This window comes from Brenneria roseae subsp. americana, from assembly GCF_003115815.1.
Taxonomy (GTDB): Bacteria; Pseudomonadota; Gammaproteobacteria; order Enterobacterales; family Enterobacteriaceae; genus Brenneria; species Brenneria roseae.
Genome location: NZ_QDKJ01000014.1, coordinates 107,669 through 122,442 on the forward strand (window position 1 = coordinate 107,669; position 14,774 = coordinate 122,442).

Sequence of the window (14,774 nt, forward strand, 5' to 3'; positions counted from 1 at the left end):
ACCCGATGTTGCGTGTTGCGGTCAATAGCACCTTAGTGCTTGTCTTCACCGCGCAAATAAATTACCCAGTATGTTAATCCTACCAGTAAACCACCACCGATGATGTTCCCAATGGTTACAGGGATCAGATTAGCGGTAATGAAATGGCTGACGGTTAAATGCTCAAACTGAGATGGCACCATGCCGATGGCATGCCAGAATTCTGGTGCTGCGAAGTTTTTGATTACGATCCCCATGGGAATCATGAACATATTCGCGATACTGTGCTCAAAACCACTGGCGACAAACATGGCGACTGGTAAAATCATCGCAAACATTTTGTCGGTAAGGGTGCGGCCGGAATAGCTCATCCACACGGCCAGACAGACCATCAGGTTTGCCAGAATCCCCAGACACAGCGCTTCGACAAATGTGTGCTCAAGCTTGTGTTCCGCCGTTTGCAGGACGTTGAGCCCCCATGCGCCATTAGAGACCATATGTTCGCCAGAGAACCAGATCAGAGCAACAAAAAACAGTGCGCCAAACAGGTTACCGATATAGACATTGATCCAATTACAGGCTAGTTGCTTCCAGGTGATACGTCCACTGGCTTTGGCAATGACGATCAGTACGGTAGAAGTGAATAAGTCTGCGCCACAAACGACGACCAGCATTAACCCCAGAGAGAAACAAATACCACCGATCAATTTGGCGATGCCAAAAGGTATCGTCGCCGTACCGGTAGTAGAGGTAATATAAAAGACAAAGGCAATCGAAATAAAAACGCCCGCAGTAATTGCTAAATAAAAGGTTGTCCACGGATGCTTCGTTGCTTTATAGACACCGGCATCTTCGGCGACTTTTGCCATTGCGGCCGGTAGTAATAGCGTAAAGGGGTTGTCAGCTTTCACACTAACTCTCTCTTAAAAATTATCAGCGTTGAGATACTAACAAAGCAGTATACGGCAAAAATTGACGTGGATCATGTTGCGCTAAACTGGTCGGTGCTCCAGTGCATCAGGAAAGGGCTTTTTACTGATTAAATTATTGATTATTAAAAAGAAAAAATATTTTAAACTTTACAAAAAGATTTGAAGATAAAGGGGGCTACCACCCGATTTAGCGTTAATGAAAATAATGTTTTGTGTATTTTAAGTACCCTCTGGTTGATGTAATTTAATTAAATATTTACCGTTTAATAACAATATGTCTTTTATGTGCCTTATTGTCAGAAAAATACGTTTTATCAATAAAAATAGCCCTTGTAAAATAAGGGCTATTTAAGTCTTTTTGATAAATTATGGCAAGGTTAAATAAGCGCGTGGAGCGCTGTTGTCGCTGCCGCCTTTGTTATTGTCCATCGGCGAATAGCCGTATTATTTGATCTGCCAATACCGGCGTTTCGCCTGTTGCAGCTTCTCGTAAGCGGCCAGCAGAGACTGGTGGGCGGGTAAGGTAGTGAAGTCATCATCCACTGCGAAAAGGCCGTAGAAACTTTGCTCGCCATTGATGGCGGCACTGGCGGCATCGACCGTTTCACGTCCGTACATTTTGACAAAAGCATCATAATATTCGGTGGAGTCGCGCTCAGGTTCCATCGCCAAAAGCAAGAGTGTTTGCAGGCAACGATAATAATTGCTGCGTGATGCCGTAAAGACAGAATCGTTGAAATCCTGTGTCCATTCGGTCCAGATTAATGCTTGCTCCAGATCGCCGCCTGCCAGTGCCAGCATCGCTTTCAGCTCGCCGACACGCAGCGTGAACCAGCCGTTATCCTTGCCGGTTGCGATACCCAATAGTTCGCGCACGCGGGTGAAGTCATCAAAGCCTTCGTCATCCAGTCGCTGGATCAACGCCAGATATGCTTCTTTTTCCCATTGGCTGTCAGGCAGGGCAAGTAGCGTTTCGCGCAGGTGTGCCCCCATGCTGTTGTTCGCTAACAGCAGATCTTCGGCAGGATAAATATCTGACATACCAGGAACCAGTATGCGACAAGCGTAAACGGACAGGTGTTCATAGTCAGCGATGTAAACTTCTTTACCTTCCTGCTGGAAAATGGCCATCAGTATGGCAAATTCTTCTTCGGTGGTGCCGCTGAAACTCCAGTCAACGAACGCATAGTCGGCCTGGTTTTTGAACATATCCCAGGAAATCAGACCGCTTGAGTCGATAAAATGGGTTTCCAGATTCGCGTGTTCGGCGACTTCTTCGTCGTCGAATGTCGGCGGGGTGAAAACGTCCAGATCTTTCAGGCCGCGGCCTTGTAACAGTTCGGTCACGGTACGCTCAAGCGCGACGCCAAAATCAGGATGCGCCCCGAACGAAGCGAAACAGGTGCCGTTGGCCGGGTTAAATAGTACAACGCAAATAACCGGATATTTTCCACCCAGCGATGCATCGTAAGCGAAAATCGGGAAGCCTTCTTTTTCCAGCGTGGCAATCGCTTCCACAACGCCAGGATAGCGGTTCAATACGTCTTGCGGAATTTCCGGCAGGCTAATGGATTCGGCAATGATACGGTTTTTAATACTGCGCTCAAAAACCTCTGACAGCCCCTGAACGCGGGCTTCATTGGCGGTGTTTCCTGCCGACATACCGTTGGAAACATAAAGATTGCCGATGATGTTCATCGGAATATAAACGGTTTGCTGGTCGGACTGACGGGTAAACGGCAGGGCGCAAATGCCGCGCGCGTCGTTGCCGGATTGCAGGTCGATCAGGTTACTGGCGCTCAGCTCTTGTTGCGGATCGTAGAACTCACGCAGGCGGGTATCCAGAATACCTTCAGGCAGCGAATCATCCGCAGGGATCGGGAACCATTTTTCATTCGGATAATGAACGAATTCACCATTCGCAATGGTTTTGCCCAGGTAGAAATCGGCAAAAAAATAGTTGGTCGACAGCCGCTCGAAGTATTCCCCTAACGCCGAAGCCAGTGCGGCTTTCTTGCTGGCGCCTTTGCCATTGGTAAAACACAGTGGACATTCACGATCGCGAATATGCACGGACCAGACATTTGGCACCGGGTTCAGCCATGAGGCTTCTTCGATGTTGAACCCCAGGTCTTGGAGCTGTTGTTGAAAACGGGCGATGGAGTCTTCCAGGGCGGCGTCTTTTCCTGGGATAAATGTTTGGGTCATGGTTTCCACTTAGGTATGTATTAACAGGAGGTGCATAATACGGGCTTTTTAACTCGGACTCTATTTATTCTAAACACTTTGATAACAGAGAGTGTTTGTCCGGTAACATGGCGTTTTATTTGCCAACGTGTTTTGTATGATAGAGAGCAATAAGCGTTGCAGCCGCGAGTGACGAGTGATAAAACCGATAGCAGGGTAAAACAGTGCGTCTAGCGCGGTGGGTTTATAACCCGCGTGTTTATAACACTTGTGATAAAACAGTCGCTATTTTTCAGATGTGGTGAGGGGAAATGACTCAGGTTTTTAATTTTAGCGCCGGTCCAGCGATGCTGCCGGTTGAAGTATTACGTCGGGCTGAGCAGGAATTATGTAACTGGCATGGGCTGGGTACATCGGTAATGGAAATCAGCCACCGTAGTAAAGAATTTATGCAGGTTGCGGTCGAATCCGAACAAGATCTGCGCGATCTGCTGAAAATTCCCTCCAACTATAAAGTCCTGTTTTGTCATGGCGGAGCCCGGGCGCAGTTCGCTGCTGTTCCGCTCAATCTGCTGGGGGATAAATCTCACGCAGATTACATCGACGGTGGTTACTGGGCGCACAGCGCGATTAATGAAGCAGAAAAATACTGTACTCCCAATATCATTGATGTAAAAACCCGCGTGGACGACTTGCGCGGCGTGAAGCCGATGAGCGAATGGCAATTGTCTGATGATTCCGCTTTCGTGCACTATTGCCCGAATGAAACCATTGATGGTGTGGCGATTGAAGAAATGCCTGACTTCGGCGACAAGATTGTCGTGGCGGACTATTCATCCAGCATCCTGTCTCGTCCTATTGATGTCAGTCGTTATGGCGTCATTTACGCAGGGGCGCAGAAGAACGTTGGCCCGGCGGGGTTGACGCTGGTCATCGTGCGTGACGATTTGCTGGGTAACGCGCGTCGTGAATTGCCTTCTATCCTCAATTATCAGATTCTGGCTGATAATGCTTCCATGTTTAACACCCCGCCGACATTTGCCTGGTATCTCTCTGGTATGGTCTTCAAATGGCTGAAAGAGCAGGGCGGCCTGGTGGAAATGGAAAAACGCAATAAGGATAAGGCGAATCTGCTTTACGGCGCCATTGATAACAGTAATTTCTATCGTAATGATGTCGCACCAGCCAACCGCTCCCGTATGAACGTGCCGTTCCTGCTGGCCGATGCCGCGCTGGATAAGGTGTTCCTTGAGGAAGCCCAGACTGCGGGACTGCACGCGTTGAAAGGACACCGTGTGGTTGGTGGTATGCGCGCCTCCATCTACAACGCAATGCCAATTGAAGGCGTCAAAGCACTGACCGATTTCATGGCTGACTTTGAGCGTCGCCACGGTTAATGGTCTAATGGCGTCCAACGCCTGCTTTTTTGAAAACCCCGGCTAAACCGGGGTTTTTGTGTTCACGATTGGAGAATATGTTTCACATGCTGGAATCCCTGACTCTACAGCCTATTAAACTGATTAACGGCACGCTTAACCTCCCGGGTTCAAAAAGCGTATCAAATCGCGCGCTTTTACTGGCCGCCTTGTCTGAAGGAACCACCCGGCTGACCAACCTGCTGGATAGCGACGATGTTCGCCACATGCTGAATGCGTTGAAAACATTGGGTGTGAACTATCAGCTTTCTGCCGATCGCACGCAGTGTGAAATTACCGGTCTGGCTGGCGTATTGAAATCATCCCAACCTACCGAACTGTTTCTGGGGAATGCCGGAACGGCGATGCGCCCATTGGCGGCGGCCCTTTGCCTGAGCGAAGGCGATATCGTGCTGACGGGTGAGCCGCGGATGAAAGAACGTCCGATTGGGCACCTGGTTGATGCGTTACGTCAGGGCGGCGCGAAAATTGATTATCTCGAACAGGAAAATTATCCGCCCCTGCGCTTGCGCGGCGGCTTCCGGGGCGGCGAAATCAGCGTTGATGGCAGTGTTTCCAGTCAGTTTCTCACCGCACTTCTGATGATGGCGCCACTGGCGGCACAGGACACACAGATCAGCATTCAGGGCGATCTGGTTTCCAGGCCGTATATCGATATCACGTTGCACATGATGAAAACGTTCGGCATTGACGTACGCAATGAGAACTACCAGCGATTCTCGGTGATCGGCCGCCAGCAATACCGTTCTCCGGGGGATTATCTGGTGGAGGGGGATGCCTCTTCTGCGTCTTATTTTCTGGCCGCCGCGGCAATTAAAGGGGGGACTGTGCGTGTCACCGGCGTAGGCCGTGGGAGTGTGCAGGGGGATATCCGTTTTGCCGATGTGCTGGAAAAAATGGGCGCGCAGATCCGCTGGGGGGATGACTATATCGAATGCCAACGTGGCGAACTCCATGCCATTGATATGGATATGAACCATATCCCGGATGCCGCCATGACCATCGCGACCACGGCGTTATTTGCTCAGGGCGGAACCACGACGCTGCGCAATATATACAACTGGCGGGTCAAAGAGACCGATCGCCTGACCGCCATGGCGACTGAATTGCGTAAAGTCGGCGCCGAGGTTGAAGAGGGTGAGGATTATATTCGCATCACGCCGCCAGCCGCGCTGAAGTTTGCGGAAATCGGCACCTATAACGATCACCGGATGGCTATGTGCTTTTCTTTGGTCGCCCTGTCTGATACACCGGTCACCATTCTTGATCCAAAATGTACGGCCAAGACGTTCCCGGACTATTTTGAACAACTGGCTCGCCTAAGCGTACAGCCATAATAAACAGGCCCGGAAATCGGGCCTGATTCTTTCCGAATGTCCGTTCCGACAAGATCAGGCGCAGTCTTATTTTTCCCGTCGATATAACCTTTCTCGTCATTGATGCGTATAATGAAGCACCGTAATGTCTAAAACGACATCAACGGGATTTCCCAGTGTAAAGGAGAGAAAGATGGCGGTGACTGCACCGGTGATTACGGTTGACGGACCGAGTGGCGCAGGTAAAGGTACGTTGTGCAAAGCGCTGGCAGAAGCTTTACAGTGGAATTTACTGGATTCAGGGGCGATTTATCGTGTTCTGGCCCTGGCTGCTTTACACCATCAGGTGGATATTGGTTCGGAAGAGGCGCTGGTTCCATTGGCTTCTCATCTGGATGTTCGCTTTATTTCAGAAGACGGGCTGCTGAAAGTGATTCTAGAAGGTGAGGATGTCAGCAATGAAATCCGCACTGAAACAGTAGGTAATACGGCCTCCCAGGCCGCGGCGTTTCCCCGGGTTCGTGAAGCATTATTGCGTCGGCAGCGCGCTTTTCGCGAAGCGCCGGGGCTGATTGCCGATGGTCGCGACATGGGAACCGTCGTGTTTCCGGACGCGCCGGTGAAGATCTTCCTGGATGCAAGCGCAGAAGAACGCGCGCAACGACGCATGCTACAGTTGCAGGAGAAGGGCTTTAGTGTTAACTTTGAACGTCTTTTATCCGAGATAAGGGAACGGGATGACCGTGACCGTAATCGGGCCGTCGCGCCTTTAGTGCCTGCTGCTGACGCATTGGTGCTGGATTCGACGGGAATGACGATTGATGAAGTGATTGCGCGCGCACTGGCTTATGCCCGTGAAGTTTTAGCGTAACGATCGCATATAACCGAATTTTTACCTCGCTGTAAGGACGCACAGCGGGGCATGTTAAACAACCCCATCGAGCAGGACGCCAGATGGACGTTAAATTAAAGACTCCTAAGATTATCAACATGACTGAATCTTTTGCTCAACTCTTTGAAGAATCCCTGAAAGAAATCGAAACCCGTCCTGGTTCCATCGTTCGTGGTGTTGTGGTTGCTATTGATAAAGATGTCGTACTGGTTGACGCCGGTCTGAAATCTGAATCCGCCATTCCGGTAGAGCAATTCAAAAACGCACAGGGCGAACTGGAAATTCAGGTTGGCGATGAAGTAGACGTAGCGCTGGACGCTGTTGAAGACGGCTTCGGTGAAACGCTGTTGTCTCGTGAGAAAGCTAAACGTCATGAAGCATGGCTGATGCTGGAAAAAGCTTACGAAGAAGCTGCAACGGTTACCGGTGTTATCAACGGTAAAGTTAAGGGTGGTTTCACTGTTGAGCTGAACGGCATTCGCGCGTTCCTGCCAGGTTCTCTGGTAGACGTTCGTCCGGTACGTGACACGCTGCATCTGGAAGGCAAAGAGCTTGAGTTCAAAGTTATCAAGCTGGATCAGAAACGCAACAACGTTGTTGTTTCCCGCCGTGCAGTTATTGAATCTGAAAACAGCGCTGAACGCGATCAACTGCTGGAAAACCTGCAGGAAGGCATGGAAGTTAAGGGTATCGTTAAGAACCTTACCGACTACGGTGCATTCGTTGATCTGGGTGGCGTTGACGGCCTGCTGCATATCACTGATATGGCTTGGAAACGTGTTAAACATCCGAGCGAAATCGTCAATGTGGGCGATGAAATCACGGTTAAAGTGCTGAAATTCGACCGCGAGCGCACTCGTGTTTCCCTGGGCCTGAAACAGCTGGGCGAAGATCCATGGGTCGCTATCGCCAAGCGTTACCCGGAAAGCACTCGTCTGACTGGCCGCGTGACCAACCTGACTGACTACGGCTGCTTCGTTGAAATCGAAGAAGGCGTTGAAGGTCTGGTACACGTATCCGAAATGGATTGGACCAACAAAAACATTCATCCGTCCAAAGTTGTCAACGTTGGCGATGTCGTAGAAGTGATGGTGCTGGATATCGACGAAGAACGTCGTCGTATTTCTCTGGGTCTGAAACAATGCAAAGCCAACCCGTGGCAGCAATTCGCTGAAACCCACAACAAAGGCGACCGCGTTGAAGGTAAGATCAAGTCCATTACTGATTTCGGTATCTTCATCGGTCTGGATGGCGGCATCGACGGTCTGGTTCACCTGTCCGACATCTCCTGGAACGTAGCTGGCGAAGAAGCCGTTCGCGAATACAAGAAAGGTGACGAAATCGCCGCGGTTGTATTGCAGGTTGATGCAGAGCGCGAACGTATCTCCCTGGGTGTGAAACAACTGGCTGAAGACCCGTTCAATAACTACCTGTCTGTAAACAAGAAAGGTGCTATTGTTACTGGTAAAGTTACCGCTGTTGACGCCAAAGGTGCTACAGTTGAATTAGCTGACGGTGTTGAAGGCTACCTGCGCGCTTCTGAAGCTTCACGCGACCGCGTTGAAGATGCAACTCTGGTGCTGAACGTTGGTGACAGCGTTGAAGCGAAATATACCGGTGTTGATCGCAAGAACCGCGTTGTCAGCCTGTCTGTTCGTGCTAAAGACGAAGCTGACGAGAAAGATGCTATCGCTACTGTGAATAACAAGCAGGAAGAAGGCAATTTCTCTAGCGCTATGGCTGAAGCGTTCAAGGCAGCAAAAGGCGAGTAATAACGGTGGAGTGAGCGACTTCGGTCGCTCATTCTTGGAGCGGTAGTAAGTTATCGTGGTTATTCATAACCATGTACTTGGAGGAACTATGACCAAGTCTGAACTTATTGAAAGACTTGCTGGACAGCAATCTCATATCCCAGCCAAAGCGGTTGAGGATGCAGTGAAAGAGATGCTCGAACAGATGGCCACTACGCTGGCTGAAGGTGATCGTATTGAGATCCGTGGGTTCGGCAGTTTTTCACTTCACTACCGTGCACCGCGCGTTGGTCGTAATCCTAAGACGGGCGAAAAAGTTGAGTTGGAAGGTAAGTACGTCCCTCACTTTAAACCAGGTAAGGAATTGCGCGACCGCGCCAATATCTACGGTTAATTTTTATCTGTAGTATTGCTTGCAAGATTGTTTATAGAATGGCGCCTGAAAAGGCGCCATTTTTTTGCATTGGCGGCACGGTTATCCTGAGTATATCCAAATTTGACGATCTTATTTTCTGGTATAGGCAATAAGCGCGCGTTAACTTGCCCTAATCCCTAATCCCTAATCCCTAATCCCTAATCCCTAATCCCTAATCCCCGCAGGTTATTCATTTGTAATTATTAAATTAAAGTTATTCCCTATTTCGTCGATGATCTTGCTAACCCCCTCCTTGAGTAAGTCCACGTCTAAACAGATCTAAACAGGTGCTATTATGTTAAAAAAAATATCTATTCGTACCGGGTTACTGTTTTTATTAGCCCTTATGGCTTCGTTATTATTGTGTGTTAGCGGGATGGGAATTATTGCTATTAACAAAAGCTACCATTCTCTCAATTCGGTGAATCTGATTCAGGGGATTGAATTAGGAAATCTGTCCAGCAGCAATACTAACATGCAGCGTATTCGTGTCGTCGCTTCGCTTGCCGTGCGCGCTATGGAAACGGATCGGCCGGAGGAGGCGGCAGCGGCAGCGGGGCGGGCCGCTCAGTATTCCAACGCGGCGAAAGAGGATTTGCAGCGTTTTTTTACGGCAACCAAAGGGAGGGGGCAAGGAGAAATACTGGCGAATGAGATTAACCAGGCCTACCAGAATTATTATGAGCAGGGAATTGCCCCGATGCTGGAGGCCCTGAACCGGCAGGATGCCCAGACGTATTATCATTTGATTGAGAACCAGCTGCGACCGCTGGGAACCGAGTTTGATAAGGCGAATAAAGCGTTTTTCGATTATGCACAGCAAATGGGTATTGAACTGGTGACTCAGGCCGGCAATGATCGAAAGCAAATGATTATGCTTATTGGCTTGTGCTGCCTGCTGGTCGTGCTGCTGATCATTTTTTCCTGGGTGGTGCTGAGAAGAATGCTGCTTAATCCGCTCAATACCGCGATTCACCATTTGGAGTTTGTCTCATCTGGCGACCTGACACAGGCGCTGCCTCCCGCTGGTAACAACGAACTGGGGCGGTTAAATGCCGCTCTGCGCGCGATGCGGCAATCGCTGGTCGCGTCCGTTTCTCATGTGCGCGATGCCTGTCTGCAAATTGATGTGGGTAGCCGTGAGTTAGCCCTGGGAAACGACGATCTATCGCGCCGGACTGAAGTCTCTGCCTCTTCGCTGGAACAGACTGCCGCCAGTATGGAACAGTTGACCGCTACGGTTAAACACAACGCGGACAACGCTCAGCAAGGGCATGAACTGACGGAAAACGTGGCTGATATCGCGAATCAGGGTAGTACTGTGGTACGTGATGTAATGGAAAAAATGCAGGAGATATCTCGTAGCGCGAACAGCATTGCCGGTATTCTTGGCGTCATTGACGGCATTGCTTTTCAGACCAATATCCTCGCTCTGAATGCGGCTGTTGAGGCCGCCCGCGCCGGAGAACAGGGACGGGGTTTTGCCGTGGTGGCTAACGAGGTGCGGACGTTGGCTCAGCGCAGTGCGCAGGCAGCGAAAGAGATTCATTCCCTGATTAGCGATTCCAATTTGCGCGTCAGTGAAGGTACTCATCTGGCGGCCCGGGCCAGCGAAACCATGTCCACCATCGCGGAACAAATCCTTAACGTCAACGTATTGATGAGGGAGATTTCCCATTCATCTCAGGAACAAAGCCACGGTATCGATCAGATTAACATCGCGGTAAACCAGATGGAGGAGGTGGCGCAGCAGAATGCCGCCCTGGTGGAAGAGTCCGCGACGGCAACGCGCTCTCTTGAAGAGCAGTCACGGCAACTGGTGCTGGCGATGGCCGCCTTTAAGCTTGACGATCAGACGGCTTTACCACCGGCGATCGCGATTGGGCAACATTAGCGAATGAAAAGCTTTTCCCCTTAGCGACTCTTTCATACCATCAAGGAATAGATAGTAAGAGAGATATCACGAGGAAAAGCGTTATACTGTCGGCGTCGGGGGACTCAACTTCTGTCCCACCGGCACCGGATGCCGAAAATGCCCCATACAGATCCAGGGCCAATCGACGACGACAGCCTGTTATTTATGCCGTTCGCGTAAACGGTTAATGATGGCGGCAAGCGATAAATCTTGATCCTGCAACAGAACCAGCAGATGGTACATAAGGTCGGCCGCTTCATTGGTCAACTCTTCGCGATCGTGCACGGTCGCAGCCAGCGCCGTTTCCAGACCTTCCTCGCCGACTTTTTGCGCAATGCGCTTGGTGCCGCTGGCATAGAGACGAGCGGTGTAAGAGCTGGTTGGATCGGCATGTTTGCGCTCGGCAATGAGCTGTTCCAACTGATAGAGGAATGCCCAGTCGCTGGCGGCTGGTGAGAAACAGCTGCTGTTGCCCAGATGACAGGTAGGCCCGATGGGATTGGCCAGAATCAGCAGGGTATCGTTATCACAGTCAGGCGTGATGGACACCACGTTCAGAAAATGACCGGAAGATTCGCCTTTTGTCCATAACCGCTGTTTGGTTCGTGAAAAGAACGTCACTTTACCGCTTTCTTCGGTCGCTTTCAGCGCGTCCTGATTCATATATCCCAACATCAATACTTCACCGGAGACGGCATGTTGCACCACTACAGGCAGCATTCCATCCGTTTTTTCCCAATCAAGTTGGTTTCTTTGTTCGTCGTTTAAAAAAGGTTGGTCACTTAACACACCCGAATCTCCACGCCTTGTTGTTTAAGATATTGTTTTAGTTCACCAATATTAATGATCTGCTTATGAAACACTGAGGCAGCCAGTGCGCCATCAACGTGAGCCGTCTGGAAGGCATCCAGAAAATGCTCCATGGTACCCGCACCGCCGGAAGCGATGAGCGGGACGTTGCAAACACGACGTACCAGATTTAGCTGGTGCAAATCATACCCATTGCGCACCCCATCCTGATTCATCATGTTCAGGACAATTTCACCTGCGCCACGCTTTTGCACTTCTTCAACCCAGTCCAGCGTTTCCCAGGTCGTGACTTTGGTCCGCGCTTCATCGCCCGTGTATTGATTGACGTGATAGCGGTCAGTGGCGGCATCATGCCAGGTATCAATGCCGACAACGATACACTGTACACCGTAACGATCGGCCAACCGGGTTATTAATTCAGGATCGGCCAGCGCAGGCGAATTGATGGAGATTTTATCCGCGCCGAAAGAGAGAATTTGTCCTGCTTCTTCGACGCTTTTAATTCCGCCAGCAACACAGAAAGGGATGTCGATAACTTCCGCTACGCGGGATACCCAGCTCTTATCGACAACGCGTCCGTCAGATGACGCGGTGATATCGTAAAATACCAGTTCGTCAGCGCCTTCCTGAGCATAACGCTGCGCCAGCGGGACGATATCGCCGATGATTTCGTGATTGCGAAATTGTATGCCTTTAACAACCTGCCCGTTACGCACGTCCAGACAAGGGATTATCCGTTTTGCCAGCATGAAATAGCCTCCGCTACGTTAAATTTACCTTCCAGCAGCGCACGTCCGACGATGACGCCCTGAACGCCGCTGGTGCGCAGATTGGCGATGTCAGTCAGGTTGCCGATGCCACCGGAAGCCTGGAAGGCGACTTGCGGGTAGCGCTGGCTGATTTCACGATAAAGCCCGACATTCGAGCCGCTTAGCGTGCCATCACGGGAAATATCGGTGCACAGCACATGCTTCAATCCGAAGGGCAGATATTGCTCGACGATTTGCTCAAGCGTCGCATTGGAATTTTCCTGCCATCCACTGATCGCCACCTGTCTGACGCCATCGGCATCAATACGAACATCCAATGCGAGAACCAGCGCTTCGGCGCCATAGCGGGTGAACCACTGCTGTACGCGGGCCGGCTCTTTGACGGCGGTGGAACCGATCACCACACGGCGGGCGCCGGCTTCCAGCAGCGCTTCAACGTCTTGTTCATTACGGATACCGCCACCCACCTGTACCGGGACATCAACGCCCGCCAGCAATTTTTTAAGCAGAGGGATCTGGCGTGCGGCAGGGTCTTTGGCGCCGGTCAGGTCAACCAGATGTAAAACCTGCGCGCCTTGCTGCTGATAATCCTGTAACCGTGGCAACGGATCGCTGCCGTACTGACGCTGTTGACCATAATCGCCCTGATGTAAACGGACAACCTGCCCGTCAATCAGATCCAATGCGGGAATAATCATGACGATTTACATCTCCAGAAAGTTTTTCAGCAACTGAGCGCCGGCGGCGCCAGAGCGTTCAGGGTGGAATTGGACGCCAAAGAAGTTGTCTTTTTCCACCGCCGCGGTAAACGCTTCGCCATAGAGGGTCTGGGCAATGGTATTGGCGCAGACCGGCATGGCATAGCTGTGTACGAAATAGAAATAGGCGCCGTCGTCGATATCGCGGAATAAGCGATGTCCGGCCTGCGGGGTCACCTGATTCCAGCCCATATGTGGTAACGGCAGCCCATGGTCGAGCATGAGTTTCACGGGTTCATCAACGATGCCCAGCGTTTGAATACCGCCGTTTTCATCGCTGGAGGTACCGAGCAACTGCATACCCAGACAAATACCGAGTACCGGCTGGGTACAGGCTTTGATGAGGTCGATCAGATTGCGTTCAGCCAACTGATTCATGGCCGCCTGCGCGGTGCCTACACCGGGCAGAAACAACTTATCGGCGTGCAGCACAATTTCGGCTTCACGGCTGACAACCGGATGGTAGCCCAGACGTTGCACGGCATAGGTAACCGAAGAGAGGTTGGCGCAACCGGTATCCAGAATGACGACCTTCATTACAGCACCCCTTTAGAACTCGGCAGCGTATCGCCTTCTACGCGGATAGCCTGGCGCAGCGCCCGGCCAAAGACTTTGAACAGACTCTCCACCCGGTGGTGATCGTTACGTCCTTTGGTTTTCAGGTGCAGAGTACATCCCATGGCATAGGACAGTGAACGGAAAAAGTGTTCTACCATTTCCGTGCTTAAATCGCCCACGCGCTGGTAGCTGAACTCGGCTTTGTATTCCAGATGCGGACGTCCGGAGATATCCAGCGCGCAGCGCGCCAGACATTCATCCATCGGCAGAACGAAACCAAAACGACCGATGCCGCGTTTGTCTCCCAGCGCCTTGTTCAACGCTTCACCCAGTGCGAGTCCGGTATCTTCTACGGTGTGGTGATCGTCAATATACAGATCGCCTTTGACGTCGATTTGCATACGGAAACCGCCGTGGGTGGCGATTTGATCCAGCATGTGGTCGAAAAAGCCGACGCCGGTATTGATTTTGCTGTTGCCTTCCTGATCCAGCCAGACGTTAACGTCGATGGCCGTTTCACGCGTCACGCGGTTAACATGCGCCTGACGATCGCGTTTCGTCAACTGGTGGGTGATTTCCTGCCAGCTCAGGGTTTCGCGCTGATACCGTAATCCGGTAATGTCCATGTTTTGCGCCAGTTGCAAATCGGTTTCCCGATCCCCGATGACATAACTGTGGGTTAGGTCCATCACGCCATCTTGCAGATATTTCGTCACCAACGCGGTTTTGGGTTTACGGCACTCGCAATTGTCGGCCGGCAGGTGAGGGCAAATCAGAATTTCCTCAAAGTGAATACCTTGAGAAGTCAGAATCTGCATCATCAGATTGTGCGGCGGATCGAAGGTTTCCTGCGGAAACCTGGCGGTTCCCAGACCATCCTGATTGGTGATCATCACCAGCGTATAGCCCGCTTTTTGCAGCGCCAGCAGCGACGGGATCACGTCGGGTTCAAGTGCCAGTTTATCCAGTCGGTCAACCTGAAAATCCTCAGGAGGTTCAGCAATCAATGTTCCGTCACGGTCAATAAAGAGGTATTTCTGGCTCACATTGGCTCC

General features: G+C 51.0%; 13 protein-coding genes. 6 read left to right on the top strand and 7 right to left on the bottom strand.

Features of this window, described 5'->3' with window-relative positions:
- Positions 1-32: 32 nt before the first annotated feature.
- Together focA and ycaO are read right to left on the bottom strand one after the other, a co-directional pair.
- The gene (focA, locus tag B4923_RS16885; RefSeq protein WP_109055533.1) at positions 33-890 is read right to left on the bottom strand and encodes a formate transporter FocA; all 858 of its coding nucleotides are present in this window, start codon (positions 888-890) and stop codon (positions 33-35) included.
- A 465-nt stretch (positions 891-1,355) separates the two neighbouring features.
- Positions 1,356-3,119: a 30S ribosomal protein S12 methylthiotransferase accessory factor YcaO gene (gene ycaO / locus B4923_RS16890; protein WP_109055534.1), complete on the bottom strand. Its 1,764-nt coding sequence runs from the start codon at positions 3,117-3,119 to the stop codon at positions 1,356-1,358.
- 290 nt (positions 3,120-3,409) lie between these two features.
- Between ycaO and serC the strand changes: the two genes are divergently transcribed.
- The 6 genes from serC to B4923_RS16920 all read left to right on the top strand — a co-directional run bounded on the left by serC (position 3,410) and on the right by B4923_RS16920 (position 10,802).
- Complete coding sequence (gene serC / locus B4923_RS16895; protein ID WP_109055535.1) at positions 3,410-4,495, top strand: 3-phosphoserine/phosphohydroxythreonine transaminase; 1,086 nt, start codon at positions 3,410-3,412, stop codon at positions 4,493-4,495.
- Between the two features lie 89 nt (positions 4,496-4,584).
- The gene (gene aroA / locus B4923_RS16900) at positions 4,585-5,871 is read left to right on the top strand and encodes a 3-phosphoshikimate 1-carboxyvinyltransferase (RefSeq protein WP_109055567.1); all 1,287 of its coding nucleotides are present in this window, start codon (positions 4,585-4,587) and stop codon (positions 5,869-5,871) included.
- A gap of 172 nt (positions 5,872-6,043) precedes the next feature.
- Positions 6,044-6,721: a (d)CMP kinase gene (gene cmk / locus B4923_RS16905; protein ID WP_109055536.1), complete on the top strand. Its 678-nt coding sequence runs from the start codon at positions 6,044-6,046 to the stop codon at positions 6,719-6,721.
- Positions 6,722-6,840: 119 nt separating this feature from the next.
- The gene (gene rpsA, locus B4923_RS16910; protein ID WP_109055568.1) at positions 6,841-8,514 is read left to right on the top strand and encodes a 30S ribosomal protein S1; all 1,674 of its coding nucleotides are present in this window, start codon (positions 6,841-6,843) and stop codon (positions 8,512-8,514) included.
- A gap of 61 nt (positions 8,515-8,575) precedes the next feature.
- Positions 8,576-8,887 carry an integration host factor subunit beta gene (gene ihfB, locus B4923_RS16915; RefSeq protein WP_281261844.1) on the top strand — a complete coding sequence of 104 codons (312 nt, stop codon included), beginning with the start codon at positions 8,576-8,578 and terminating at the stop codon, positions 8,885-8,887.
- 316 nt (positions 8,888-9,203) lie between these two features.
- A complete protein-coding gene (locus B4923_RS16920) occupies positions 9,204-10,802 on the top strand; it encodes a methyl-accepting chemotaxis protein (RefSeq protein WP_109055538.1) in 1,599 nt (532 codons plus the stop codon).
- Between the two features lie 180 nt (positions 10,803-10,982).
- Here B4923_RS16920 and hisIE read toward each other — a convergent pair whose 3' ends face one another.
- Genes hisIE through hisB form a run of 5 tightly spaced genes read right to left on the bottom strand, consistent with a single transcriptional unit; the run spans position 10,983 to position 14,765 of the window.
- A complete protein-coding gene (gene hisIE / locus B4923_RS16925; protein WP_109055539.1) occupies positions 10,983-11,612 on the bottom strand; it encodes a bifunctional phosphoribosyl-AMP cyclohydrolase/phosphoribosyl-ATP diphosphatase HisIE in 630 nt (209 codons plus the stop codon).
- On the bottom strand, positions 11,606-12,382 hold the full coding sequence (hisF, locus tag B4923_RS16930; RefSeq protein ID WP_109055540.1) for an imidazole glycerol phosphate synthase subunit HisF: 777 nt from the start codon (positions 12,380-12,382) through the stop codon (positions 11,606-11,608). The genes hisIE and hisF overlap by 7 nt, the downstream gene beginning before the upstream one ends.
- A complete protein-coding gene (gene hisA / locus B4923_RS16935; protein WP_109055541.1) occupies positions 12,364-13,101 on the bottom strand; it encodes a 1-(5-phosphoribosyl)-5-[(5-phosphoribosylamino)methylideneamino]imidazole-4-carboxamide isomerase in 738 nt (245 codons plus the stop codon). Before hisA ends, hisF begins: the two co-directional genes overlap by 19 nt.
- A gap of 6 nt (positions 13,102-13,107) precedes the next feature.
- Positions 13,108-13,698, bottom strand: a complete 591-nt coding sequence (hisH, locus tag B4923_RS16940; protein WP_109055542.1) for an imidazole glycerol phosphate synthase subunit HisH — start codon at positions 13,696-13,698, stop codon at positions 13,108-13,110.
- Positions 13,698-14,765, bottom strand: a complete 1,068-nt coding sequence (gene hisB, locus B4923_RS16945; RefSeq protein WP_109055543.1) for a bifunctional histidinol-phosphatase/imidazoleglycerol-phosphate dehydratase HisB — start codon at positions 14,763-14,765, stop codon at positions 13,698-13,700. The genes hisH and hisB overlap by 1 nt, the downstream gene beginning before the upstream one ends.
- Positions 14,766-14,774 lie beyond the last annotated feature (9 nt).